General features: G+C 72.6%; 26 protein-coding genes. 15 read left to right on the top strand and 11 right to left on the bottom strand.

Annotation, left to right across the window (positions count from 1 at the left end; translation table 11 throughout):
* Positions 1 to 79 precede the first annotated feature (79 nt).
* The gene (locus ACFCY1_RS32055; RefSeq protein WP_375876817.1) at positions 80 to 1,804 is read left to right on the top strand and encodes a hypothetical protein; all 1,725 of its coding nucleotides are present in this window, start codon (positions 80 to 82) and stop codon (positions 1,802 to 1,804) included.
* A gap of 426 nt (positions 1,805 to 2,230) precedes the next feature.
* On the opposite strand, the gene ACFCY1_RS32050 is transcribed toward ACFCY1_RS32055, so the two are convergent.
* Complete coding sequence (locus ACFCY1_RS32050; RefSeq protein ID WP_375876816.1) at positions 2,231 to 2,491, bottom strand: hypothetical protein; 261 nt, start codon at positions 2,489 to 2,491, stop codon at positions 2,231 to 2,233.
* Between ACFCY1_RS32050 and ACFCY1_RS32045 the strand changes: the two genes are divergently transcribed.
* A complete protein-coding gene (locus ACFCY1_RS32045; protein ID WP_375876815.1) occupies positions 2,451 to 3,140 on the top strand; it encodes a hypothetical protein in 690 nt (229 codons plus the stop codon). The genes ACFCY1_RS32050 and ACFCY1_RS32045 overlap by 41 nt on opposite strands.
* Positions 3,141 to 3,432: 292 nt before the next feature.
* On the opposite strand, the gene ACFCY1_RS32040 is transcribed toward ACFCY1_RS32045, so the two are convergent.
* From ACFCY1_RS32040 to ACFCY1_RS32030, 3 genes are all read right to left on the bottom strand, one after another.
* Positions 3,433 to 3,675 carry a hypothetical protein gene (locus ACFCY1_RS32040; protein WP_375876814.1) on the bottom strand — a complete coding sequence of 81 codons (243 nt, stop codon included), beginning with the start codon at positions 3,673 to 3,675 and terminating at the stop codon, positions 3,433 to 3,435.
* A gap of 69 nt (positions 3,676 to 3,744) precedes the next feature.
* Positions 3,745 to 4,800: a site-specific integrase gene (locus ACFCY1_RS32035; RefSeq protein ID WP_375876813.1), complete on the bottom strand. Its 1,056-nt coding sequence runs from the start codon at positions 4,798 to 4,800 to the stop codon at positions 3,745 to 3,747.
* Positions 4,801 to 5,269: 469 nt separating this feature from the next.
* Positions 5,270 to 6,229, bottom strand: coding sequence for a pirin family protein (locus ACFCY1_RS32030; RefSeq protein WP_375876812.1), 960 nt, complete (start codon positions 6,227 to 6,229; stop codon positions 5,270 to 5,272).
* A gap of 93 nt (positions 6,230 to 6,322) precedes the next feature.
* Between ACFCY1_RS32030 and ACFCY1_RS32025 the strand changes: the two genes are divergently transcribed.
* The 7 genes from ACFCY1_RS32025 (at position 6,323) to ACFCY1_RS31995 (ending at position 12,681) form a co-directional block, all read left to right on the top strand.
* The gene (locus ACFCY1_RS32025) at positions 6,323 to 6,811 is read left to right on the top strand and encodes a carboxymuconolactone decarboxylase family protein (protein ID WP_074002918.1); all 489 of its coding nucleotides are present in this window, start codon (positions 6,323 to 6,325) and stop codon (positions 6,809 to 6,811) included.
* Positions 6,812 to 6,980: 169 nt separating this feature from the next.
* Positions 6,981 to 8,240, top strand: a complete 1,260-nt coding sequence (locus tag ACFCY1_RS32020; RefSeq protein WP_375876811.1) for a serine hydrolase domain-containing protein — start codon at positions 6,981 to 6,983, stop codon at positions 8,238 to 8,240.
* 153 nt (positions 8,241 to 8,393) lie between these two features.
* Complete coding sequence (locus ACFCY1_RS32015) at positions 8,394 to 9,191, top strand: hypothetical protein (RefSeq protein ID WP_375876810.1); 798 nt, start codon at positions 8,394 to 8,396, stop codon at positions 9,189 to 9,191.
* A gap of 151 nt (positions 9,192 to 9,342) precedes the next feature.
* Positions 9,343 to 9,894, top strand: coding sequence for a GNAT family N-acetyltransferase (locus ACFCY1_RS32010; protein WP_375876809.1), 552 nt, complete (start codon positions 9,343 to 9,345; stop codon positions 9,892 to 9,894).
* A 23-nt stretch (positions 9,895 to 9,917) separates the two neighbouring features.
* Positions 9,918 to 10,640 (top strand): leucine-rich repeat domain-containing protein, encoded by a 723-nt coding sequence (locus ACFCY1_RS32005; protein WP_375876808.1) that lies wholly within the window; start codon positions 9,918 to 9,920, stop codon positions 10,638 to 10,640.
* Positions 10,641 to 10,864: 224 nt separating this feature from the next.
* A complete protein-coding gene (thrS, locus tag ACFCY1_RS32000; RefSeq protein ID WP_375876807.1) occupies positions 10,865 to 12,166 on the top strand; it encodes a threonine--tRNA ligase in 1,302 nt (433 codons plus the stop codon).
* A gap of 230 nt (positions 12,167 to 12,396) precedes the next feature.
* Entirely contained in the window at positions 12,397 to 12,681 is a 285-nt protein-coding gene (locus ACFCY1_RS31995) for a hypothetical protein (protein WP_375876806.1), read from the top strand.
* Positions 12,682 to 12,750: 69 nt separating this feature from the next.
* On the opposite strand, the gene ACFCY1_RS31990 is transcribed toward ACFCY1_RS31995, so the two are convergent.
* On the bottom strand, positions 12,751 to 13,179 hold the full coding sequence (locus ACFCY1_RS31990) for a VOC family protein (protein ID WP_117486156.1): 429 nt from the start codon (positions 13,177 to 13,179) through the stop codon (positions 12,751 to 12,753).
* 81 nt (positions 13,180 to 13,260) lie between these two features.
* Between ACFCY1_RS31990 and ACFCY1_RS31985 the strand changes: the two genes are divergently transcribed.
* On the top strand, positions 13,261 to 13,758 hold the full coding sequence (locus ACFCY1_RS31985) for a MarR family winged helix-turn-helix transcriptional regulator (RefSeq protein ID WP_375876805.1): 498 nt from the start codon (positions 13,261 to 13,263) through the stop codon (positions 13,756 to 13,758).
* Positions 13,759 to 13,780: 22 nt separating this feature from the next.
* On the opposite strand, the gene ACFCY1_RS31980 is transcribed toward ACFCY1_RS31985, so the two are convergent.
* Entirely contained in the window at positions 13,781 to 14,407 is a 627-nt protein-coding gene (locus ACFCY1_RS31980) for a C40 family peptidase (RefSeq protein WP_375876804.1), read from the bottom strand.
* 228 nt (positions 14,408 to 14,635) lie between these two features.
* On the opposite strand from ACFCY1_RS31980, the gene ACFCY1_RS31975 reads away from it, so the two are divergent.
* The 3 genes from ACFCY1_RS31975 (at position 14,636) to ACFCY1_RS31965 (ending at position 17,215) form a co-directional block, all read left to right on the top strand.
* Positions 14,636 to 15,043, top strand: a complete 408-nt coding sequence (locus ACFCY1_RS31975) for a RidA family protein (protein ID WP_375876803.1) — start codon at positions 14,636 to 14,638, stop codon at positions 15,041 to 15,043.
* 145 nt (positions 15,044 to 15,188) lie between these two features.
* Complete coding sequence (locus ACFCY1_RS31970; RefSeq protein ID WP_117486152.1) at positions 15,189 to 15,920, top strand: hypothetical protein; 732 nt, start codon at positions 15,189 to 15,191, stop codon at positions 15,918 to 15,920.
* Complete coding sequence (locus ACFCY1_RS31965) at positions 15,917 to 17,215, top strand: nucleotidyl transferase AbiEii/AbiGii toxin family protein (protein ID WP_181970421.1); 1,299 nt, start codon at positions 15,917 to 15,919, stop codon at positions 17,213 to 17,215. Before ACFCY1_RS31970 ends, ACFCY1_RS31965 begins: the two co-directional genes overlap by 4 nt.
* Positions 17,216 to 17,339: 124 nt before the next feature.
* On the opposite strand, the gene ACFCY1_RS31960 is transcribed toward ACFCY1_RS31965, so the two are convergent.
* Together ACFCY1_RS31960 and ACFCY1_RS31955 are read right to left on the bottom strand one after the other, a co-directional pair.
* Positions 17,340 to 18,635 carry a hypothetical protein gene (locus ACFCY1_RS31960; protein ID WP_375876802.1) on the bottom strand — a complete coding sequence of 432 codons (1,296 nt, stop codon included), beginning with the start codon at positions 18,633 to 18,635 and terminating at the stop codon, positions 17,340 to 17,342.
* A 66-nt stretch (positions 18,636 to 18,701) separates the two neighbouring features.
* On the bottom strand, positions 18,702 to 20,060 hold the full coding sequence (locus ACFCY1_RS31955) for a hypothetical protein (RefSeq protein WP_375876801.1): 1,359 nt from the start codon (positions 20,058 to 20,060) through the stop codon (positions 18,702 to 18,704).
* Positions 20,061 to 20,212: 152 nt separating this feature from the next.
* Here ACFCY1_RS31955 and ACFCY1_RS31950 point away from each other — a divergent pair, with 152 nt between their 5' ends.
* Positions 20,213 to 20,404 carry a hypothetical protein gene (locus ACFCY1_RS31950; RefSeq protein WP_049652898.1) on the top strand — a complete coding sequence of 64 codons (192 nt, stop codon included), beginning with the start codon at positions 20,213 to 20,215 and terminating at the stop codon, positions 20,402 to 20,404.
* 40 nt (positions 20,405 to 20,444) lie between these two features.
* Here ACFCY1_RS31950 and ACFCY1_RS31945 read toward each other — a convergent pair whose 3' ends face one another.
* From ACFCY1_RS31945 to ACFCY1_RS31935, 3 genes are all read right to left on the bottom strand, one after another.
* Positions 20,445 to 21,077 (bottom strand): peptidase inhibitor family I36 protein, encoded by a 633-nt coding sequence (locus ACFCY1_RS31945; protein ID WP_375876800.1) that lies wholly within the window; start codon positions 21,075 to 21,077, stop codon positions 20,445 to 20,447.
* Positions 21,078 to 21,231: 154 nt separating this feature from the next.
* Positions 21,232 to 22,080 (bottom strand): DUF4389 domain-containing protein, encoded by an 849-nt coding sequence (locus ACFCY1_RS31940; RefSeq protein ID WP_375876799.1) that lies wholly within the window; start codon positions 22,078 to 22,080, stop codon positions 21,232 to 21,234.
* Between the two features lie 147 nt (positions 22,081 to 22,227).
* Positions 22,228 to 22,809 (bottom strand): hypothetical protein, encoded by a 582-nt coding sequence (locus ACFCY1_RS31935; protein WP_375876798.1) that lies wholly within the window; start codon positions 22,807 to 22,809, stop codon positions 22,228 to 22,230.
* A 416-nt stretch (positions 22,810 to 23,225) separates the two neighbouring features.
* Here ACFCY1_RS31935 and ACFCY1_RS31930 point away from each other — a divergent pair, with 416 nt between their 5' ends.
* Entirely contained in the window at positions 23,226 to 24,590 is a 1,365-nt protein-coding gene (locus ACFCY1_RS31930; protein WP_375876797.1) for a M14 family metallopeptidase, read from the top strand.
* Positions 24,591 to 24,714: the final 124 nt, after the last annotated feature.

Here is a 24,714-nt window from a genome sequence, read left to right as displayed (position 1 = left end):
GACCGCCGCAGGCCCACACCACCCGGCGCACCCGCCGAGCCTGCCGCATTCTGAGCAACCACCGCCAAGGAGCCGCAGCATGACCATCCGACTGCAAGCCACCGACGCCCTGCTCACCTACACCCCGACAACCGATCCCGACCCCCTGACGGCCAGCACCGACAAGGACATCACCGTCGCCAAGCTCGAACTGACGGTCGGCCGGAACATGACGCAGCCCGCCTACTGCCGCAAGATCACCGTGAAAATCCCCATCGGCCCCAACAGCAACGAGCTGACCAACACGTATTCCGGCATCAAACCGGGCGTCATCGGCGGCACCGAACCCGAACACGGCGGCGGCTGGGACGCCCTCACCCCCACCACCGAGGACGGCAAACGCGTCTTCACCTTCAAACCCGATGAGTGGCCCCAGTTCGACGGCTCCTGGGTCATCACCCTCGTCATCTCCCAGATCGAGATCAACACCGTCACGGGCAGGGTCCCCATCGAGATCATCGAGGAGACCTCACCCACCGACAGCAACTACACGCCCAAATCCGCCGTCGTCACGGTGGAGAAGTTCCCCGCCGGCTTCCTCTTCCGCAACCTGCGGCCGAGCAAGATCATGGTCGACAACGGCGAGACGGTGAAACTGACGTGGGAGGTCCAGAACGCGACGTGCCGTGTGTTCTGGGACAAACTCTCCGAACAGGTCGACGATCGGGAATGGGAGTCGGGGCCGCTGTACAACACCACCGGCTTCATGGTGCAAGCCACCTCCACCACCGACGCCACCATGGTCCACACCCTCACCACCGCAGTCACGGTCTGGCGGCCCGACCTCGAAGTCGGCGAACTCATCGTCCACGGCACCATCACCGCACGTGGGGACGTCGAGATCGACCCCGGCGGGACGCTCCGCACCAACACCATCGACCCGTCGAGCGGCCACCGAATCGCCCTCGGCAGCACAACCACCGTCAAGGGGTGGCTGGAGACCGATGACCTCATCCTGAGGGGAAGGTACCTGCGGTTCTGCGTCCTCGAACAAGGGTCGACAACCTGGAGCGCCCCCGAACTGATCCCCATCCCCATTTCCCCGCCCAAAGTACCGATCACAGACCTCACCCTGGCCGCCGGAGCCTTCGGTGACCGCATTCTCTGCATCTATGCCGACGGCGACGAACGAAACGAGATGCTCTTCGACGGGGTCAGCTGGGTGGCAGGATGGAATGATCGCTATAGCGAATATAGGTACAGTAGCTGCGCTCCCGGCGTTGACATCCGGGGCGCAGGCCGACCCGTGTACATGGACCGCGGAGGTCACATGGACGGCCTGCCGGATGGGATCAAAAGGGCCTGGTCGTCTAGCCAATCACTGACCAAAATGGAAGAGTTCGTCCTTTTCGTCTCTCCCGAAGGAATCGTGAACCGGGCCGAATATCGCCGGACCACCGACAGCTACGTTCTGTCCCAGGACTCTCCGGTTCAACTGCCCTGGGGTGCCTTGAGCGGGGTCGGCCTCGCCCGGTTCAACAATGCCCTGACCTGTCTGTTCATCGGTGCCGAAAACGCGGTGCACTGCTCCCGCGACTGGTTGAACCCGAGCCCGCTGAACAACTGGAGGTCGCGATTCCGCCCCGCCCTGGCCGCCTTCGACGGGAAGCTGCACGCCCTCATCACGACCATGAACGGAGCACTTGTCTGGTCCAGCACCAGCACGGAGAACTGGCCTGAAGCGGTCGAAATCAGCGACCCGTCCTCGGTCCCACGTGCACCTGTACTCACGGTCTACCAGAATAAACTCTACGCGATCTTCTAGAACCGGATGGAGACAAGGCCGGTCTCGGCGACAGGTGTAACGGAACGCTGATCGGCGGACGCTCATCTCCGGACACAACCAGTCAATGACGCTGCAGGATTACGAACACCGGTACGTCCGTACGTGCTCGTGCTGCGGCTGGCGACGAGTGTCGGGATCAGCCCCGCACGTGGCACGTGGCCGAACTGGTCCGCCTGTCCAGGGCTGTGATGGTCTTGGTTGGTGGGCCGACTGGTGGACGATCTGTGTGGCTGTGACTTTCCGAGCCCGACACGAGGCGGGCCGTCAGCACCCCGCGGCTGCCGGTCCGCCGCTCACGTGCGAAGCGCAGGGCAGCTGCCGGACGGCCAGGGATGTGCTGGATGACGGCGCGGTCAAGCGGTTCCCGGCACTTGTTCGGTGCGGCCGGGTACCAGGTGTCCGGATCTATGCGGCCAGGCAGGCGTCGGGGACGCTCCCGGAGATGCGGTCTGCGCACTGGGCGTCTGCGCGGTCGAGGGCGGCGGAGAGCGCTTTGACGGCTTCATCGGCGGAATCCTTGAGGAGGTGGCCGTAGAGGTCGACGGTGATGGCGAGATTGGAGTGACGCAGGGTCTTGGAGACGACGGCGAGGGGGATGCCAGCGGCGATGCCCCTGGTGCTGTCCGTGGCGGCGGAGAACGGGCTCTCCGCCAGCCAGACGATCATCGTCTCGCACGGAGGAGCCGATGCCCTACGGGCAGTCGGCGCTGCCGGGACCGACCTGGTCGGCGCCAACCGTGTCGCCGCCGTTGTCGAGGCTGGCCACAAGCTCAGGACCGGCTCCGACGGAAAGTCCCGAGTTGCCGCACTCGCGCGGGTCGAACGGTACCTGGTCGAGGTAGTGGCCGGCGACGCCCTCGACGAGTTGTCCCTGGACGCCGTGCTGGACGCCGTGCTGGACGCCGTGCTGGACGCCAACGGAATCGAGCGCCGATGGCTGCGGGACACGACCATCCGTCTTTGTCAGCCCCTGGAGCCATGGGACAAGACCGCATCCCAATTCAGTGCAGAACTCCGATCGAGGGTTGCCCAACTGGACTGGCCCCCGCAGCTGACGGTCAACAGCTCCCGCGTCCGAGCCCCCAAGACCGAGGACTGGGACAAACTTCTCAAGGCAGAAGCCGTATCCGAGCTCTTGTCCTCGACGATCCATGGTGTGAAGGGCCAGGAGTTCCCGGCCGTCGCGCTGACCCTGCCGACGAGGATGCGCAAGGACGCACCGGCCGGACGGTCCTCGACGACTGGGAGTTCGGGTTCCAGACCGAAGCCAGGCGCGTTCTCTACGTCGGGGCGTCCCGAGCGCAGGCGCTCCTGATGTTGGTGGCCCCGGCCGGTCACACGGAGCGGGTGACGAAGCTGTTGTCGAGGGACGCCGTCCCGTACCAGGTTCACCCGACGATGACTGGAAGGTAGCTGCACTGCGTCCCGCGAGGAGGACCCGAAGTTGGCGCCTCCGTACCCTCCTGGTGCAGCACCGTTGCGGTTGCGGTGCGGTGGGCAGCTGGGACCGCTCGATCCCAGGTTCGCTGACAATGGCCTCGGGTGTCCGCGAGCCCGTTGTCTGGGGGTCAGCCTTGGGTGTCCGGCACCGTTGTCAGTCCCGATGGTTACGTTGCAGCGGCTAGCAGGACGTGTCGGGTGAGGTGTTCAACGTGGCAATCATCAGCGCGAGCCGGAAGATCGAGCGAGCCGGAGTCAACGCTCTGCGCACACTGCTGGAGGATCATGATCATCTCGTCCAGGGGATCGATGATGGTGCCGACCGAGGTGAAGATCTCTGTGTTGGGTTCGCCGGCGGTGGCTGGCGAACCGGGCACGTCGTCGCCATCCAGGTAACTCTCGACAGCCAATGCCGAAACCCGGAAAAGGCCTTTCCCGTAGGCTCGTTGGCATCTCGCATGGCCTGGCAAGGACGCCCGTCACGCTTCGTTGCCACCGATTGCGGCAGAGGGCCGGTTCATTGGGCTGACCCGACTATCCGGTGCCGTCGCTTTGGGGTCGTCCGCAGGTGTGCGGGCGCGGCGGAGGAGGGCCGTACCGTCGGGGTCGGCGGGTTCGAGTTCGATGGCGCGGCGTAGTTGTTCCATGCGTTGAGGTAGCGGGTGCCAGCCGGGTTCTGCGGCCATGTCGGTGTTGAGGTCGTTGATTGCGCGGGCGTAGGCGCGGGCCAGGCCGCGGAAGTGCAGGGGTAGGCCGGGGCGGGGGTGGCCGCTGGGGGCGATGCTCACCCACAGGGCGTCGGTGGTCTCGTTGCCCGGGCCGACGGGTTGGGTGGTGTCGCGTGTGACGAGGTGGCCGCGGACGGTGAGCCAGTGGCGCATCGCGGCCCGGGTGGGGCCGGACAGGCCGACCGTCATGGTGGCGGGCGCGGTGCGCGGGTTGCGGTGCTGGGGGAGGTGGGTGAGGCGGATCGTGCCGCGCTGCAGGTCGACGTCGTCCGTGCGCAGGGCGCAGAGTTCGCCGGCGCGGCAGCCGGTGTCCAGCACGGTGCCGATGATCGCGAGGATCCGGCTGCGGGACTCGGACCGGCCAGGGCGGGCCGAGTGTTCCAGGTGGCCGAGGAGGACGCTGCGTGGGCGGGCGGCGACTACGGGCCGGAGTTCCACCGGTGGCGGGTTGCGGTCCGGAATCGTGGCGGTGATGCCGGCCCGGGCACCGAGGATGCGGAGGCAGTCCTCGCGGACGCGCATGGACGCTGGTGAGGCGTGGCCCGGTCGTGCAGTGGGCTTGCGTCGCAGCAGGCCCTGCTCGGCGGCTTTGAGGTAGTCGGCGAGGGTGTCCGGCGTGAAGAGCAGGGCGAGTGAGCCGGCGGCCGTGGGTACGATCGCGCCCCGCTCCAGGGCGGTGCGCAGTTCGCCGGCGACCCAGCGCAGTTGCTTCGCCCGAGACCTGCCGGTCGGCGGTTCGCAGGCACGCTCGACGAGGGCGTCCAGCGCCTCGACCGAGGGTGCTGCTGTCGTCGGGGCGTCCGCCATGAGGTCACCCTAGCGCCGGGTCGGGGCGGGTCGGCGGGCTCTTGCCGACAGAGGGGGCTGGGAATGCCCGCAGGGCCCGGGTCTAATAACTGGCTTGAAGCAAGATCGTCGGTGAGGGCAACGGACGGCATGGTTGCTGTCTTCTCCGGCCCGCGCCGCTCTGGTGGTGACCGTCCTTCGGCGGCCGGCGAGGGGGCCGTGGCAGGGCCTCCGCCGGTTCTCGCGGCGGCACCCGGCGATGACGCCCCGGGCTCCGTGAGTGCCCCGGTCATTTCTGATGGGCCGTCAGCAAACTCAGCATTGAGTCAGCATTGGTCCTGTCAGGCGCTGTCGCGGATGGTCGAACAGTGTCACGTGTCGAGTGCCGAGTCGAGTGTCGACAGGAGCGCTTCAAGGTGGGCGTAGGGGGACTCCGGCTCGGGGGTGCGGCGGAGCTGGCCGTCGCACCCCTGACTGGTAACTACCCAGGTCAGCGCACGTTTCCACGGGGCTTGAGGGGGATTCCCGGGAGCTCTGGGGCGGGCAAGCGGTCGCCCGGGTAGCCCTCGACGGCGCCGAAGCGGTCGGGGTTCGCGGAGCTCATCCACTCCTCGCGGGCTCGGGTAATGTCTTCGTGAGAGCGCCCGATGAAGTTCCACCACATGACGATCTGCTCCTCGAAGGGCGTGCCGCCGAGCAGGACCAGGCGGGCGTCGGTGTCGCCGGTGTTGGTGAGGGTGAGGGTGTCGCGGCCGGGGGCGGCGTAGCCGAGTTCGGCGGGGCGCAGCGGGGTGCCGAGGAGGCGGACGTGTCCGCTGTCGACCAGCAGGCCGTGCTCGAAGGCGGGGTCGACGTCGAGGGTGACGGTGGCCCCGGGGTGCAGGGTCAGCTCGGCGCCGAGCAGGGGGGTGAAGGTGGGGACGGGGGAGGTGTCGCCGGCGAGGGTGCCGAGGAAGACCCGGGCCTCGCCGCCGTCCAGGGCGACGGGGGCGGGCACGTGGTGGTGGAAGTCGCGCCCGGTGTGCCGGTGTTCCTCGGGCAGGGCGACCCACAGCTGGACGCCGTGGAGGACGGTGGTGGCCGGGGTGGAGACCTCGGAGTGGGCGATGCCGCGGCCCGAGGTCATCAGGTTGACCTCGCCGGGCCGGACGTACGCGTGGACGCCGAGGCTGTCGCGGTGCTCGATCTCGCCGGTGAAGAGCCAGCTCACGGTCTGCAGTCCGGTGTGCGGGTGCGGGGCGACGTCCATGCCGCCGGTGCTCGCGACGTCGTCGGGACCGTAGTGGTCGACGAAGCACCAGGCGCCGATGGTGCTGCGGGAGCGCTGGGGCAGGGTGCGGCGTACGGTCATCGCGCGCGGGCCGCCGAGCGGCACGTCCCGGGCGGGCAGGACCTCCACCCGCGGGTCGGCGGCGGGGGTGGCGGCGCGGTCGGTCTCGGCGGTGCTCACGGGTGGTCCCTCCCAGGTGCAATTAGTTCTATATTCAACTATCATGCCATGGCAGAGTGGCGCACGACAGCCCGATCAGCCTAAGGAGTCCAGGTGAGTGATGTGGCGGCGGTTCCGACGGACCGGCGGGTGTTCATCGACAAGCAGAGCCCCCAGGCGTACAAGGCGTTCCTGGCCGCCGCCGAGGCGGCGCGCGAGGTCGCGGCCGCGGCCGGACTGGACCGCCGGCTGATCGAGCTGGTCAACCTCCGGGTGTCGCAGATCAACGGCTGCGCCTACTGCCTGCACGTGCACACCAGGGCCGCGATCCGCGAGGGCGAGACCGCCCAGCGCCTGGGCGTGCTCGCGGCCTGGCGGGACACCGAGGTGTTCAGCGACCGCGAGCGCGCCGCGCTCGGGCTGGCCGAGGCGACCACCGCCCCGGCGGACGCGGCGCTCCAGGAGGCCGCGTACGGCGTGGCGCGCGAGGTGCTGAGCGACGAGGAGATCTCGGCGGCGGTCTGGGTGTCGATCGCCATCAACGCCTTCAACCGGGTGTCGATCCTGAGCAAGCACCCGGTCCGCCCGGCCCCGGCCCGGTAGCCGCGCGCGGTCGTAGCGCCCGGTGCGGACCTCCGCCTTCCGGCGGACGCCCTCCGTTGTGCGGTGTACGACCGACTCCTCCTGGCGGAGGATGACGGGCCGTCAACGGTGCGGCGAGGCTGGGCGACGAAGGCGAGGAGCTGCTCGCCGACTGCGAAGGTGGGGTCGCATGGCACGTCGTACGTTTGTTTCCGCGTTGGTGGGGGCGGTCTGTCTGACACTGGCCGGGCCCGTGGTCTCCGCCGGGGCCGCCGGGGCCGCCGGGGCCGCCGGGGCCGCCGACGCGCGGCCGGGCTCCGGCGACCCGAGGGCGGCGGCGCTGCGGGCGGTGACCGGTGCGGGTGCGGTCGCGGCGATCGCGGAGGTCAGGGACGGGAACGGGGTCTGGCGCGGGGCGTCCGGCGTCTCCGACCTGGCCACCGGCGCGCCGGTCCGCGCCGACGGGCGGTTCCGGGTCGGCAGCGTCACCAAGGTGTTCGTCTCCACCACGGTGCTCCAACTGGTCGGGGAGGGGCGGATCGGCCTGGACGACCCGGTCGAGCGGTACCTGCCCGGGCTGGTCCCGAACGGTGGCCACATCACCGTCCGCCACCTCCTGAGCCACCGCTCCGGCCTCTGGGACCCCACCAACGAGAAGGGCGGGGTGTTCCCCGACTGGACGGACGCGGCGGTCGTCCGGAACTGGCTCGACCAGGGCGGCCTGACCCGGCACATCACCCCGGCCCAGGTGGTGGCCTCCTCGGTGGCGCACGCGCCCAACTTCCCGCCGGGCACCGGGTACAGCTACTCCAACACCAACTACACCCTGCTCGGCATGGTCATCGAGAAGGTGACCGGGCACGGCTACGCCCAGGAGGCCACCGCGCGCATCCTGCACCCGCTCGGCCTCACCGACACGTACTTCCCGGGCACGGCCACCGGCATCCGGGGCCCGCACGCCCACGGCTACTGGACGGTGCCCGAGGGCCCCGGCCCGGCGGACCGCAGCGACCGGGACGTGACGGTGGCGAGCGTCACCTGGGCGAACTCGGCCGGCGAGGTGATCTCCACCCTGGGCGACCTGAACCGCTTCGACAAGGCTCTCCAGGGCGGCCGGCTGCTGCCGCCGGCGCTGCTGAAGGAGATGACCACGACGACCCCCATCGAGGTCGACGGCACGCCGACCGGGCTGGGCTACGGGCTCGGGATGGCCAGCTGGCAGCTCTCCTGCGGCCCGGTCTACGGGCACAACGGCTCGGTGCCCGGGTACAGCACCGAGATGTGGAGCTCGGGCGACCGGCAGGTGTCGATGTCCGTCACCCCGCGCGGCGGCGAGGCGGAGTTCGTGGCGCAGCTGCAGGCGGAGGGCGGCTTCCTGGAGCAGGCCTTCTGCGGGACGGCGAAGGGGGCGGGGCGGGGCCCGGCCGCCGTGGCGCCGAAGCTGGGCTGACTGCCCGCCGCTCCGGTTCGTCCGTGCACAGGACCGACTGCGCGGACCGGGCGGAGCGGCGGCGCTTCCGCCGACGGGAGGCCCTCAGCACGGAGGCGGGCGCCCGGGGGAAAATCGGTGGCTCCGGCCTCCGTCGGCGGTGAGAATGCACCGGTGATCCCCTCGCCGTTGTCCCCTGCCCAGGACCCCCGCGCCTGGTCCGTCGCCCCGGACTATCCGGGGATGCGGGACCTGGTCGCCGACCTGGAGGTGCCCGCCGGAGCTCCGATGGGCGTCATGACCGCGCTGGAGACCTCCCGGGAGCTCATCCGGCACTCCTACTACCGGTACGAGTTCGCCACCGTCGCCGTCACCCACGCGCTGTTCGCCCTGGAGCAGGTCCTCGTCGAACGGCTGGCCGTAGAGGAACCGCTCCGGGACCTGGTCGGGCGGGCCGACGCCCAGGGGCTCCTCGGGGAGGGGCTCGCGACCGGACTCGACCCCTGCCTACGGCTGCGCGACCGGCTCGCACGGGGCACCGTGGCGAGCGACGAAGTGAGCCCGGCGCCGGCCGTCCAGCTGGTGCGCGCCGTTTTCGACGCGGTGTCCGCGCTCCTCCGCCCGCCCGTGGTGGCCGACGCCACCGGCAGGGCCGCGGACGGGGAGTCGGCCCGGGAGCGGCTCGACCGGCTCTGGGAGGAGCACCAGCGGGCGCCGTTCCCCAGGAGCTTCCTCGGGGTGGAGATCGCCGGGGTGTGCCTGATCCTCCTGGAGGACGCCGTCGCCTCCGCCGTACTCCGGGAACAGAACGGCGGATTCGACCACCGGAGCATCTCCGACCTCTGGCACCGCATCGCGGACCTCGACAAGATCGTGCCCCTGATCGACGAGCAGTACTGCCGCGAGTACTTCGCCAAGCTCCGGACGGTGGCCGGGCTGGCGGCCGCCTCCCAACTCCCGCCCGCGACCTGAGCTGCGGGTCCACGGCCTGAGCTGCGACCGCGACCTGATCTGCGCTACGGCCTGTCTCGGCAACAGGGGGCCGGGCGGGCTTCGGAGTTCCCGTCGGAGGCGTGGTGTGCGTACGGTGATCCACACACATCATCGGAGAGGGGTGCGCGCCATGGCGGGGACGGAAGACGGCTCGGAGACGGTGCTGACCACCGAACGACTGGTGGTGCGTCAGTGGACGGTGGCGGACCAGGAGCGCGCGTTCGACATCTACTCCCGCTGGGAGGTCGCTCAGTGGCTCGGCCGGACGCCGCGCGCCCTGGCCCACCCCGAGGAGGCCCGCCAGTACATCGAGCACTGCCGTGGGCGCTCCACCGGCCCCCGGTACGGGGTCTGGGCGGTCGAACGGCGGGACACCGGCGTGGTCGCGGGAGCGGTCCTGCTGCTTCCCGTGCCGGACGGGGACGGCGAGGTCGAGATCGGCTGGCACCTCCACCCGGACAGCTGGGGCCGGGGCATCGCCACCGAGGCCGCCCGGGCCGTCCTGGCCAAGGGCTTCGCCGACGGCCTGACCGAGATCCGCGCCATCCTCGCCCCGGACAACACCCGGTCGGCGGCGGTCTGCCGGCGCCTCGGGATGACCAGTGCCGGACTGACCGACCGCTGGTACGGCCGGGAGCTGGCGGAGTTCCGCATCGGCCCGGCCCAGGGCGGGCAGGCATGACAGCGGGGGGAGGAACGGCGGACGTGACGCTCAACCTCTGGCGCCGGCCGCTCGACGAGGTGCCGGCCGAGGTGTGGGACCGGACCGAGCTGACCGTGCTCATCCTCGCCGAGACCGGCATCCGGGAACTCCCGCCCGGCATCGGCCGGTTGACCGGGCTGCGGACCCTCGACCTCGGGCACAACCGGCTCGCCGCGCTGCCCGTCGAGCTCTGTGGCCTCACCGCGCTCCGGGACTTCCTCTACCTTCACGACAACGCGCTGACCGCCCTGCCCGAGGGGCTCGGCCGGCTCACTGCGCTGCGCTACCTCAACGTCGGTGAGAACCGGCTCACCGAACTCCCCGCCACCATCGGCGGACTGGCCTCGTTGGTCGAGCTGCGCGCCCAGCAGAACCGGCTCACCGCCCTGCCGGAGTCGATCGGCGGACTCGGTGCGCTGCGTGAACTCTGGCTGCGCGGCAACGAGTTGACCGGAGTGCCGGACTCGGTCGGCGGCCTCGCGGAGCTGCGCGAGCTGGAACTCCGGGAGAACGCCCTCACCGAACTGCCCGCCGTACTCGCCGGGCTTCCGCGACTGCGCCGCCTCGACCTGCGCGGCAACCGGGTCACCGAACTACCCGACTGGCTGGCCGACCCGGGGGCGCTGCCCGCGCTGGAGAAGCTGGACCTCCGGTGGAACGACGTGCGGCCGCCGGCCCGGCTGCTGGCGGCGCTGGCCGCACGCGGGTGCGTCACGCTCTTCTGAGCCGCCGGGCCGGGATCCGGGCCCCGATCCCGCTTCGGAAAAGATCACCGCCGGCGGACCGGAGCTGTTACCGTGGAACGTATGAAGCGCGCTGCACTCGCCACGACGACGCCGGAGAGAGTCCCGGCGCGCTGACTGCTGACCTAGTCCGAAGCCCCGGGGCGAGTGCCCCGGGGCTTCGCCGTTTCCGGTCCCACTCGCCCGCAGACCGAGTGGAGACCACCATGCGTAACCAGCCCTCGCACGACAACGCGGCCCACGACCACGAGTCCCACGGCCACCCGGCCCACGACCATCGCAAGCTCGGCCGTGAACTCGACCTCTTCGACACCGACCCGCTGATGGGCTCCGGCCTGCCGTACTGGCTCCCCGACGGCGCCGCGATCCGGCACTCCCTGGAGGAGTTCATCCGCGGCCGCGAGCGCCGGGCCGGCTACCGCCACGTCTACTCCCCGGTGCTCGGCAAGCGCGAGCTGTACGAGATCTCCGGCCACTGGGCGCACTACCGCGAGGACATGTTCCCGCCCATGGAGCTGGGCTCCGAGGAGATGGTGCTGCGCCCCAGCCTCTGTCCGCACCATGCGCTGATCTACCGCTCACGCTCCCACAGCTACCGGGAACTGCCGCTGCGCATGGCCGAGTTGGGCGGCATGTACCGGTCCGAGCTGTCCGGGGTACTGGGCGGGCTGACCAGGGTCCGGGCGATCCAGCTGAACGACGCCCACATCTTCTGCACCCCGGAGCAGGCGGCCGACGAGGCCGTCGCCGCACTGGAGTTGATCCGCGAGGCGCACCGGGCACTGGGTATTGTCCCGGTCCGCTACCGGCTCTCGCTGCCCGGCGCGGGCGGCAAGTACGTCGCCGACCCGGCGCTCTGGGAGCGTGCCGTCGCCCTGCTCACCGAGGTGCTGGAGCGCTCCGGGGTGCCGTTCGAGGCGGCGGAGGGCGAGGCGGCGTTCTACGGTCCCAAGATCGACGTGCAGATCGCCGACGGCGCCGGGCGCGAGTTCACCCTCTCCACCGTGCAGATCGACTTCCACCAGCCCGAGCGGTTCAACCTGCACTACATCGGCGCGGACGGCGCCAAGCACCGCCCGGTGATGGTGCACCGCAGCGTGATCGGCAGCGTCGAGCGGGTGGTCGCCCACCTGATCGAGCTGTACGGGGGCGCGTTCCCGGCCTGGCTGGCACCCGTCCAGGTGGTGCTGCTGCCCGTCTCCGAGGCCGAACTGCCGCAGGCCGAGCGGTTCCGGCAGCGCTGCCTGGACCTCGGGCTGCGCGCCGAGGTCGCCGGCCCCGAGCACGGCAGCCTCGGCGCCCGGATCCGCGCGGCCCGGCTGGTGCCGTACCAGGCGGTGATCGGGGCGAAGGAGGCCGTCGACGACCGGGTCGCGCTGCGGCTGCGGGACGGCCGCCGGCTGGAGCCGCTGCCGGCCGAGGAGGCGTGGGCGCGGATCGGCGCGCTGGTGGCGGCGTGCGACGCGGAGCTGTGGCCGGAGGGCGCCTCGGGGCGGCCGGAGAGCTGATCGCCGGGGCGGCGGCCGGGAACGGGGAGGTGGCGGCCGTGATCGAGGGGGGTGGCGGCTGTGATCGAGGGGGTGGCGGCCGTCGGCTCCGTCGGCCGCCGCGCCGGTGGCGTACGTACGACTAGTGCGGTGCACGGTGTGTCGGCCGGGCCGCGGGTGGCGGACGCCCGTCGAATGGGCCGGGCGGCCGAGTCCACCGCCGCTGTCCCCACCCGTCCGGAGGTACCCCGATGCGCATTCCCCGCGGCCTCGCCGCTCCCGTCCTGGCCGGCTCGCTCGCCCTTGCCGGGGCGGTGGCCGCCACCCCGGCCGGCTCGGCCGAGCTGCGGCCGCTGCCCAGCCCCGCCGTCCAGTACTGTGCCGCCGTACTCGGGCACGTCCCGGGCGCCGATGCCGCTTCGCAGGCCCTCGGGCGGGCCTGCTCCTCGGACTACCGGGCCGAGCAACTCGCCCAGGCCGAACGTGACTTCGCGGCGTCCGGGCCGACAGGCCAGCCCTCGCTGCCGATGGAGTAGGCCAGGCCGGGACGTTCCGTCGAACGACCCGCGCCGCTGGAGTCCGAGGCCCCGCGCGGCGCGGGTCGGTCAGTAGGACTGGAGCTCGACCAGGCGGCCGTCCGGGTCGCGCAGATGGGCGCTGCGCAGGGTGGGGCCCCACTCCGGGCGGTCGGTCGCGGGTGCGACCGGGGTGCCGCCGTGGCGCAGGCAGAGGTCGAGGGCGGCGTCCACGTCGGCCACCCGCAGGACCAGCATCGCGGTGTCCTGTGCGAGGGCGGCGGGCGCGGTGGGTGTGCCGGTGTGCCCGGGCGGCTCGGCGGTGCCGAGGGCGGCGGCCAGCGCGGAGCGGTCGAAGAGGGCGAGCAGGGCCTGGTCGGCGAGGTCCCAGTTGGCGTACGGGCCCTCGGGCGAGCCCTTGACCAGGGTGGCGCCGGTGAGCGGCGGGAGGACGGCGCGGTAGAAGCCGAAGCACTCGGCGAAGCGGGTGACGAGCAGGCGGGGGTACAGGGCGTCCACGGGCGAACTCCTGGCAAGGGGGCGGCGGTTCCGAATCAGTGGGTCGGCACCCACTATAGGGACGGACCCTAGACTGTCGCCATGGCCTCCGAGAATCCCCAGCACGCCACCGAGAACCCCCAGTCCGCCGCCGGGCTCCCCCCGACCCTGCTGGACCTCACCACCTACCTGCTCTCCCGGGTCGGCAAGGTGGCGCGCGGCCGGTTCGCCGAGCGGTTGGCCGAACGCGGCCTGCGGCTCTGGGACATGGCGGTGCTGGCCGCGCTCGCCGACTTCGGCCCGCAGGCCCAGCGGGACCTGGTGCGGCGGCTGGCCATCGACCCGAGCGACCTGGCCAAGGTCGCCGACCAGCTCGCCGCCGCCGGGTACGTCGAGCGTGCCAGGGACCAGACCGACCGGCGGCGGGTCTCGGTCTCCGTCACCGACGCCGGACGGGCGCTGCTCGCCGAACTCGACGCCCAGGCGCGGGCGGTGCAGGACGAGGTGCTCGCGCCGCTGGACGCGGGGGAGCGGCGGACGCTGCAGGAGCTGCTGCTGCGGGTGCACCACGGGATGGGGGAACGGCGCGGCGGCCCGTGAACAGCCGGTCGGCTTGACCGGCTCAGGAGGTGGGCTGCCCCGGGCGGCGGGCACCGGCGAACTCGCCCGCCCAGCGCGGGACGTCGAGCACGTTCTCGACCCGGGCGACGAGGGTGCCGGTCCGCTCGGCGTGGATCATCGCGCCCTCGCCGACGTGGATCCCGACGTGGTGCAGGGGGGCGTCGGGGCGGGAGAAGAAGAGCAGGTCGCCCGGGGCGAGCGCGTCGCGCTCCACCGGGGCGCTGAGGTTGAACTGGGCGACGGTGTAGTGCCCGAGCTCCACGGTGCCGTGGCTGGCCCGGTACCAGCAGTAGAGCGACAGGCCGCTGCAGTCGAAGCCGACCGTCTTCTCGCCCATGCACACGCCGTTCAACCAGCCGTTGTCCTCGTCGCAGAAGCCGAGGCTCGCGCCCAGCCGGTCGCCGCCGCCCCAGGCGTACGGCACGCCGAGCTGGCTCGCGGCCACGGCGGCGACCCGGCGGCCCAGCGCTGCGGCCGGCAGCGACCCGGCCGTCTCCGGCGGGGCGTCGGACGCCGCCTGGGCCGCCGGGCCGAGCGCCGGGACGAGGCCCGCCCCGAGCGCGAGTCCGAGCATGCGGCGCCGACGGACTCCGGAGGCCTGGTCGCGGCCGGACGGTTGGGGCTCCATGGCGGTGCCTCCCGGGGCTGGAGGTGGATGAGCGCCCGGGGGCGTGGTCCCCGGGCGCAGGCACCAGGATGGCGCTCCGGCGGGCCGGTCCGCCATCCCCCGCAACGGTGAATCGTGGACGCAGGAGGCCCGGAACGGAAGGGAGTTCACCGGTTAAATGGTTTGACGGTCGCTCAGGAGAGGCCAACGATGGGCGCGAACGTTCGGTCGGGACCGTCGGAGGACCACATGAGCAGCGCCGTCAAACTGATCCGCACCACGCGGCTGACCAGGGCGGTGGACTACGCCTACGCGGCGGAGGTCGACGCCCCGGTCCGCTCGCTCTGGCTGGCCGGGGCCTGCCCGCTCGACGAGGAGGGGCGGACGGTCGCCGTCGGCGACTTCGAGGCCCAGGCCCACCAGGTGATGCGGAACCTGATAACCGTGCTGGAGGAGTCCGGCGCCTCCCTCACCGACATCGCCCGGACGACGGTCTACGTGGCCTCCGCCGACCAGGCGGACCTGGTGAAGGTGTGGAACGTCTACCGCGCCTACATGGGGGAGCACGACGCCCCGAGCACCCTGCTCGGCGTCGCCGTGCTCGGGTACCGCGACCAGCTGGTGGAGGTGGAGGCCGTGGCCGTCCTGCCCTCCTGAGTCGTCCTCATCCGAGCGGAGTCGACCGGTGCCGACCGGAGTCGACGGGGCCGGCGGGCCCCGCCCGGCCGTCCCGGCGGAGGAGGGCCGCGGCGGCACCGGGGCGCCCGCGGCGTTGTCAGAGCGGCTTGGCAGGATGCTCCCCATGCTCCTGACCCGTTCCGACCAGCGCCGTGACGACCGGCCCGCGCCTCCCGACGTCCGGGGCGACTTCGAGGTCCACCTGACCGTGGAGCCCGGAGCCGCCGAGGCGCTGGCCGCGTGGGCGCGGGGCCACGACGTGAAGTTCACCCACATCCTGCTGGCCCGCGGTGCGGCGCCCTCGCAGCCGATGCTCACCCTGCGCGCCGACGGCACGCTGGCGGAGGTCGCCGCGGTGACGTCCCGGACGGCCGACGGGCTGGCCCGAGCCGGGTTCACCGTCCTGCGGGCGAAGATCGAGGCAGCGCCGTGGGCACACGGCGTCCCGGCCTCGGACGAGGACGCCGTGCCGCACGGAGCCAGCCGGTACTTCGAACACCACGTCAAGCTGCTGCTCCCGGGCCCGGTGTCCGAGGCGGACGACGCGCGCCTCGCCACCCTCACCGAGCTGGCCGTCCGGCACGGTGCGCACCTGTCGCGCAATCCGCGCCGGGTGCGCGCGGACGGCCGGTGCGAGTGGTTCGTGACCCAGCGGTGCCGCTCGGTGGGCCTGGACACCGCTGGCCGCCGGCTGGAGGCGCTCCTGCGGGACCTCGCCGCCGACGGCCGCGAGGTGGTGTCCGTGGAGCGCGAGTTCGTCGTCGTGGACAGCCACGAGGACCTGGACGCGGGATGGATCAGCGAGCACGGGCACGGCGCCCGGCCGTACGGAGACGGAGAAGGAGAGCAGGGATGACCGAGGGCAAGTCCCCGTCGCCGGTGGCGTGGGAGGAACTGCAGTGGGGGCCGTGGCAGAACGTGGTGCTGCCCAAGCGGCCGCCGTCGGAGGAGGTCCGTGAGGACCGGGACCTGCCCAGGACCATCCGGCCGGTCGACGACGAGGCGGTCAGCCAGCAGCCGGTCTTCGACCCCGCCCTCGCCGGGTACGCCCGGGCCCTCCGGCCCAGCGAGCCGGCCTTCGCCGACCCGCGGCTCGCCGAACGCTGGCTCGCCGCCCGGCGCGAGGCGCTGGCCACCGTGCTCTCCGCCGTCGCCGACTCGCCGTGGGCCGACCACCTGGTGCTGCGCGGCAGCGTCCTGCTGCGCGCCTGGTACGGCGAGCAGGCACGGGAGCCGGGCGACCTCGACTTCGTGGTCCGCCCGACGGACTGGGAGCTGGCCGACGAGCGCACTGGCCGGATGTTCCGGGAGCTCGCCGCCGGCGCCGAACGGCTCTCGGGCACCGTGCGGGTGCACGCCGACCAGGCGGTCAGCGACGAGATCTGGACCTACGACCGGGTGCCCGGGCGCCGGCTCGTCCTGCCGTGGACGGCCCCGGGCGTTCCGGGCGGGTCGGTCCAGCTCGACTTCGTCTTCACCGAGCACCTGCCCGTCCCGCCGCAGCCCTACCTGCTCCCCGGCGTCACCGGCCCGCTGCTCGGCGCCACGCCCGAGCTCTCCCTCGCCTGGAAGATCCTCTGGCTCGTCTCGGACATCCACCCGCAGGGCAAGGACCTGTACGACGCGGTCCTGCTCTCGCGCACCGCCGAGGTCCCCTACGAGCTGCTCCGGGAGGTCTTCACCCAGCCCGACCCGAACTGCCTGTACTGGCCGGTCTTCCCGGAGCAGATCACCGGACTCGACGTCGACTGGGACGAATTCGCCAAGGACTACCCGCAGTTCGCCGACCACGGCGAGGAGTACCCCGCGCAGCTCCTCACCCGGCTCCACCCGACCTTCGCCGACCACGGCGAGTACGCGCTGCGCGCCCGCTGGCTCGCCCCGCTGACCGAGGAGCTGCGGCAGACGCTGGCGGACGCCGGCATGGACGAGGTCCAGCGGCGGATGTCCGGACGCCGCATGCTCCCGGACAACACCCTGGTGATCACCAGTGAACTGCTCGGCGGGGACCTCGACGGCGCCCACCGCATCGTCTCCGGCCACCTCGGCAGCCAGGTGGACCGGATGACCCACCAGCTCGCGGAGGCCGCCGACCGCTACGCCGCCGAACTCTCCGACGGCCACGGGACGGGAGGCGGTTCCGACAGCTGACACCCCGCCTGACAGCCGCACGACCGACCGTCAGGACAGGCCGCCCGGCCGCCGGGGCCGCCGCACGGGACGCGGCCCCGGTACGGCCGGTACGGCGGCAAGGCCGGTGCGGCCCGCTCCGCGGTCAGTCGATGTAGCCGGCCGTGCGGTAGCCGCCGCGGGCGGTGCGGTCCACCTCGTCGGCGCCCCAGGTGTGCGGCACGGCCAGCTTCCAGCGGGCGCGCAGGACGGCGTGCTCCTCGCGGTTCCTGGTCACGTACCACTGCCCCATGCGGCACCAGGCCAGCGGCTCGTCGGCCTCCGTGGCCACCGCCCGCACCAGCTGCGCCGCGTGCCGGGCCACCTCGCCCTCCAGCGCCTCCAGGTACTGGTTCATCCGGTAGGTGGCCTGGTCGCCGTGCTGGAACATGGCGTACTCCGAGCCGCCCGCCATGTGCAGCCGGCCGTGCTCCATGGCCACCTTGCCGCTGCGCACCACCTCGCCCTCCTGGGCCGTCCCGGCGATCCCGGCGTTGAGCCGGTCCAGCAGCTTGGCCTTCTCGGGGGTGGCCTCCGGGATCTGGCCGCCGCCCGTGCCGCCCTGCGCGGAGTACACCTCGTGCAGGTCGTAGTCCCCGGTGTAGAGGTAGCGCTTCCAGTGCGGATCGGCCTTCAGCCGGGTCAGCGCCGGGCCGCCGTCCTGTGTCCGCAGGTCGATCGGCACGTACTGCTCGCCCCCGGGGCCGGTCTGCACGATGCCCAGGTCCAGGACGGACCGGGGCGGGCGGTCGATCCGGATGCCGGCCAGGCCCTGGTCGTTCCAGTGGCCGACGAAGCCGCTCAGGTCCTGGGCCTGCAGCCAGCGCAGCACCGTCGCCGGGTCGCCCTCGGCCTGCCCGGGCCCGGCGCCGTACTTCTTGCGGACGGAGGAGGGCTTGATGGACTTCTCCAGGATGGTGTGCGGCTTGGGCTTGGCGCCCTCCGCGATGCGCCGGATCGAGTGCTCCCCGGTCTCCCGCACGGCGATGGTGTACTTGTGCTTCCGGCACACCTCGGAGATGGCGGCCCAGTGGTCCTCCCACACGATGGTCCGCAGGTCGGCCGCCCGTCCGCCGGAGGCGGCCTGCCCGTCGGGCGTGGCGGCCTCGCAGATCCTCAGCACGTTGTTCTGGTCCAGCTGCACCCGGGGCCGGCGCGGGGCGGCCTGGTCGCCCGGTGCGCGCTGGAGTCCCACGGCCGCCCGGCGGTCGTCCCGGCCGGTGCCGTCCCGCTGCTCCGCGATCATGCGCGCCGTCGCCGCGTTGCCGACGGTGCGCTGCAGGGCCGCGGCGCCCCGCGCGGGCGTGTCCCCTTCGGAGCGTGCTCCGGTGCCGGGGCGCCGGGCCGGGCCCGCGTCGCGATGAGGCGGCCCGGCCTTCTGCGGCTGTTCGCTCGAGTGCATGCTGCGACCTCCTCGGTCCCCTCCGTCCCTTTATACAAGGGGAGTTCGCCGATGCCGGAGGAAAGCTCAGACGGTGCCCTCCCGGTCCGCCGCCCCGGGCCCGGAGGGCCAACCGGTCGTGCACTCCAGGACCCGGCCGTCGGCCGTGCCGACGAGCAGGCGGCCGGCCCCGGTGGCGGTGAGCGCGGTCGGGACGACGGGGACACCGGCGACGGTCAGCCGGTGGCGCCGGCGGAGGGCGCCGGTGCGGAGGTCGAGGGCCAGGAGCTCGCCGTCGCGGTAGGCGACGTGGGCGGTGTCCGGGTCGGTGTCGAGGTCGAGGGCGACGTGGTCGGTCCGGAACACCCAGCGCGGCGTGCCGTCGGTGCCCGAGCGGCGGACGACGAAGGAGCCGCCGGGCTGCAGCCCGTGGCCGCTGTAGACGGTGCCGGCGTACACCAGGTCGCCGTCGGCGGTCTCCACGCCCGGGCCGGGGAAGTGCGTCTCCCCGGGCTCCCAGGAGAACGGGAACAGGGGTTGGAGGTCCGCCCCGTCGGGGGAGCGCACCGAGAGCACGTACGGCTCCGTCTCCCGACGGCCCGGCGGCGGGGCCTGGTTGACGTAGTCCCGGCTCCCGCGCCGGATCCGCAGGCGGTCGTGCACGTCGAGGTACGGGACGGTGCGGTGCCGGAGCAGCAGGCCGTCGGGGAGCGTGGTGCCCCCGGGCTGCTCCGGGGCGTCGTCCTGGTCGCCCTCCTCGTCGTCCTCCTCGCGGGCGAGGGTGGCCAGGACCGCGCCGTCCGGTCGTTCCTCGACGGCGAGGACGTGCCGCCGGGGCTCCCAGTCCGGGCTCAGGGCGGAGAGCGCCCGGTGGGCCTCCTCGCGTCCGTCGGCCCGCGGGGCCGGGACCCGCGGGCCGGCCAGGTCGTCGAACGTGAGCGAACGGGGCGCGGCGGTGCGCCAGTCGGGCCGCCGTACGACGGCGACGTGGCCCTCGACGTGCGCCTTCCGGTCCTTCCAGTCGTCCGGCGGTGACATCAGCACGCGCAGGGCCTGGTCGTCGAGCCAGGTCAGTCCGAGGACCCTGCGGCCGAAGTCGTGCTCGATGAGCGAGGTGGTCGTGCCCGTCTCCCAGTCGAGCAGGAGCAGCTCGCCCTCGAAGAAGTAGCCGCCGTCGTACGCGCCGGTGCCGACGGCGAGAAGGGGCGCGGTGGGGTGGAAGGCCAGCGCGTGCACCGGGAAACGCGTCCGGAGCACGGCCCGGCAGTCGAGGTCCCCCGTTCCGTACACCCCCACCGTCGCGGTCCGGGCGAACGCGCGCTCGCCCGCGACGGCGAGCAGGCCGCGCGCCTCGTCGGGCACGGCGAGGACGGGGCGGCCGACCTCGGCGAACGGGCGGTCGCCGAAGACCCGGAGGACGCGGACGGGGTGGAGCGGGGAGGTCATGCGGAGATTCTCCCAGTCGGCGGCGACGGTCCGCGGACGGGTCCCGCCGAGCGGGGCGGCGGCCGCCGCAGCGTCAACGCCGATTGACGCCTACCGTGCCCAGCGGGCCGTGTTTGCAAGGAAGTTGGACGCTCCGCCCCTACCCTTGGGCCATGAAACAGCACATCGTCACGCTGGTCCTCGCGGGCCTCCTGCTCGGCATCGTCGCGTTCGGTGCCGGCTGGTTCGCGGCGGACTCCCGGCAGACCGCTCCGGCGCCGACCTACATCACGGTCACGCCGGAGCCGGTCGCCACCGGCGCGGTCTCGCCCCCGGCCTCGGCTGCCTCGGCCGGTAGCCGGTAGCCGGTAGCGGGCGGCCGGTGTCCGGAGGCGGGGGCGGCCGTTACTGCCGGACCGCCCAGAACCGGTCGGCCATGTTGTCGTACGCGACCGACGCGGACAGTGACTCCGCCGGCTCCTTCCAGAGCATCTGCCACTGGCCGTCGCCCGGGTCGTTGTCCACGATCACCTCCAGGCCGCGCGCCGTGTTCACCCAGCTGCTCGCCTGGTCGCGGAAGCCGTAGTCGGTGAAGTACACGGCGGCGTCCTCGTGGAAGAGGTTGAACTGGAGCCGGCGGCCGCCCCAGTTCCGGTCGGCGTAGAAGCAGTAGTAGGACGGCTCGCTGACCGGGGTGGGGCAGTGCTTCCAGTCCGGGCTCCGGACGGTGCGGCGGCGGTGGTCGCCGCTCCACGGCGGCGCCTGCGCCTGCCCGGGCAGCGGGAGCACCAGCACCGCTCCGTCCGGGAAGGTGATCTCGTTGGCGGCGGTCTGCCGGCCGCCCTTGCCCGCGGCGAGCTGGGCGTCCACCGCCTGCTGCAGCACGTCGCGGTCGCCGTCGCTCAGGGAGGTGATGATGGCTCTCTGGTCCCCGGCCTGGCTGGGCGCGGCGGCGGCCTGCGCCCCGAGGGGAGCGACCAGGAGCACGAGGGCCCCGGCGGTACGGACGAGGAGTCGGCGGACTCGAGAGTGCGTCATATGCCAAACGTAGCCGCGCACATACCGCCGGTAACCTTGCTTTCTCGATCAGACGGCGCGTACGCGGCAGCGGTGCGCCGGTGCGTACGCGCCCCCGGATCGGGCGTACCCGCTACCCGCTACCCGTCACCCGCTACCTGCTACCTGCTACTCGCTACGCCTCGCCGAGCGGCCCCCGAGGAGTACGGTCGGCGGGGCCCGGCACGAGGGGCGCGGTGACGCGCTGGGTCGGCGCGGTGCTGTCGTTGTCGTCGCTGTCGTCGTCGTCCGAGGTCACCGAGGCGGTGATCGAGCCCGTCAGCGAGGAGGCCAGCCCGAGGAGCAGGAAGAGGATGAGCAGGCCGCGCGCGGCACCGCTCAGGACCAGCGGGCGGGTGGCCGAGACCGGGCCCGCAGGCTCGCTGCCCGGCTCGTCGCCGAACAGGCGCTTGGGGTAGGCGGACGAGATCATCGTCAGATAGGCGGTGTAGCGCACCCGGTAGCGCAGGATCGCGGCCGTCGCCTCGTACAGCGGCCGCGGCATCCGGCCGAGGACCAGCACCACCAGCCAGAGGACGAACGACACCGTCCACCACCCCGCGTACACCAGGCCCTGCACGATCGAGGCCGGGACGACCAGGACGATGCGGAACAGCACGGCCAGCCGGTTCAGCTCGCCCGGCCGCAGCTCCACCTGCACCGGGTACTCGGGGACCTCGAACCGGAACGGCGGGTAGCGGTCCACGGTGAGCATCAGGTACGCGGTGACGCGGGTGTCGTACGGGACGAACACGGTGAGGTAGTCCGCCACGAAGTCGGGCAGCCGGCCGAGCACCAGCGCGCCGAACCAGCCGACGACGGTGACGAAGAACGCCACCACCGACAGCACCCACACCACCACGAACTGGGGGATCAGCAGCAGCGCGCGCAGCAGCACCGTCCAGCGGTTCTGCGGGGCGGGCGCCGGCATGTCCAGCACCGGGAGCCACTCACGGCTGACGGGGGCGGGAGGAGCCTGCCACATCCGGGCCTCCACGGTCTCGGGACGACGGGACCCGGCCGTCGGGCGGCGACCGGGTGCCCTCCGAAGATCGCAGCCCCCCGCCCGCGGCGCGCGCCACGCTGCGCCGGACGGGGCAGCCGCAGGAGTGGCGGGATGCTCCTGTGGCTGTCAGGCGAGCTTCGCGCAGAGCGGTTCGGCGGAGCCGTGCCCGAGGGTCAGCGTCTTGTAGCCGGTGGAGCCGATGTCGATGGTGTAGACGCCGTCGACGAGGTAGAGGTCGCGGGGCAGGTTGCCGCCGTTCGGGCCGACGCCGAGCAGGACCGGGCCGTGGGCGTGCCAGGTCTGGGACCTGTCGGCGCGGTAGTCGACGACGGCCCGGCCGCCGGCGTCCGCGACGTACGAGGCGCCGGTCGTCGTGTTGGTGATCAGCAGGACGAGGGCGCCCCGGAAGGCGGCGCGCCGCACGGTGGTGCCGTCGGGGGCGTACTCCAGCACCCGCCGCTGCCCCTCGTCGATGACGGGCTCCAGGTGCACGGGGAAGTCGCAGCGGGAGCCGGCCGGGAGGTCGGACGCCGGCGTGGGCCACGCCTCCCACCCGCCCTGACCGGCGACGGCCCCGGGCGCGTCGGAGGAAGCGGCAGAGGAAGCGGCGGAGGCGGGCGGGACGGTCGCGGCGCCGGCCGGAGCGGCCGCCAGACCCGTGACGGCGGCCAGCGCCGTGGCCGCGGCAGTGAGCAGGATTCTTCGCATGATCGGTCCTCCTGGCGAGGTGTCGGATGTGCGGGGGCCCAGCCTGGCGGTCGCCCCCGACCGGATTCTCACCACGATCCCCGGGCCGCCGCCGCCCGAAGCCTCCCGCTGGGCGATCCGTGTCCCGAGCCAGTGCTCGCTCTCCGGTTGTTCACCCGTGGGGCAGGAGGGACGGCGTCAGGTCCATCGGTAAGCGTTTGACGACCTCCTCCTGGACGCGAGCGGCCGGCGGCGCCGGTGCGGGTTGGCGACCTGTGGGGTCCGTCGGGCCTTCTGCTTCGCCCGTGCCGGCCGTCGCCGGATCGCGGGCTTTCCGATGTCTTGACGAACCCATGACACTGGCGGACCATCAAGCTGGCGCGCGCCGAACCTCCTCCACCGTTCCGCCCCCCACGGACCCCCACAGGAGGACAGTCATGCGACTGCCCCGTCGAGGGAAGCCCGCCGCGGCCACCGCCGTCCTGCTGGCCCTCGCCCTCGCCACCCCGCTCACCGCCAGTGCCGCCGACACCGGCACCCCTGTCCCGTTCACCGTCGGTGCCGCCGACAACGACGGAGTGCGGCAGTACCGGCTCGACGGCCCCCGCACCGTCGCCGAGCGCACCGCCGTCGCCGCCACCGGTGCCTCCGTCGACGCCGTCCTGCCCGACGCGGTGGTGGTCACCGCCACCCCCGCCGAGGCCGCCCGGCTGCGGACGCTCGGCTGGTCGCCCGTCGCGCTGCCCGGCCCCCGCTACGGCGACGGAGGCGACGGAGGCGGCGCGGGCCTGGCCGGGCCGGTGTACGACTTCCCGCCGGCCGACTCCGGCTACCACAACTACGCCGAGGCCACCGCCGACATCGACGCCGTCGTCGCCGCGCACCCGGACATCATGAGCAAGCGCGTCATCGGCACCTCCTACGAGGGCCGTCCGATCGTCGCGGTGAAGATCAGCGACAACGTCGGCACCGACGAGGACGAGCCCGAGGTGCTGTTCACCGCCCACCAGCACGCCCGCGAGCACCTCACCGTCGAGATGGCGCTCTACCTGCTGCACGAGTTCGGCGACAAGTACGCCACCGACAGCCGCATCGCCAACGCCGTCAACAGCCGCGAGATCTGGGTGATCCCCGACCTCAACCCGGACGGCGGCGAGTACGACATCGCCACCGGCCGCTACCGCAGCTGGCGCAAGGACCGCCAGCCGAACTCCGGCAGCAACAGCGTCGGCACCGACCTCAACCGCAACTGGAACTACAAGTGGGGCTGTTGCGGCGGCTCCTCCGGCTCCACCTCCAACGAGACCTACCGGGGCAGCGCCCCGGAGTCCGCCAAGGAGACCAAGGTGGTCGCCGACTTCGTCCGCAGCCGGGTCGTCGGCGGCAAGCAGCAGATCACCGCCGCCATCGACTTCCACACCTACAGCGAACTGGTGCTCTGGCCGTTCGGCTGGACCACCGCCGAGACCGTCCCCGGCATGACCGCCGACGAGTACAACACCTTCGCCACCATCGGCCGGGACATGGCCGGCACCAACGGCTACACGCCCGAGCAGTCCAGCGAGCTCTACATCACCGACGGCGCGATCGACGACTGGCTGTGGGGCGCCCAGCGGGTCTTCGCCTACACCTTCGAGATGTACCCCGGCCCGAACGGCGGCAGCGGCTTCTACCCGCCCGACGAGGTCATCGGCCGCGAGACCGCCCGCAACCGCGAAGCGGTCCTGCGCCTGGTGGAGACGGCCGACTGCGTCTACCGCGCGATCGGCAAGCAGCAGCAGTACTGCGGCGTCTCCGCCTGAGCACCCGCCCTCGGCACGCGCACTCCGCGTGCGCTCGGCTGGTCGCCCGTCGCGCTGCCCGGCCCCCGCTACGGCGACGGAGGCGACGGAGGCGGCGCGGGCCTGGCCGGGCCGGTGTACGACC

Origin of the sequence: Kitasatospora sp. NPDC056273 (assembly GCF_042268845.1) — a bacterium.
Taxonomy (GTDB): Bacteria; Actinomycetota; Actinomycetes; order Streptomycetales; family Streptomycetaceae; genus Kitasatospora.
This window is presented reverse-complemented; position numbering and strand designations above follow the sequence as displayed.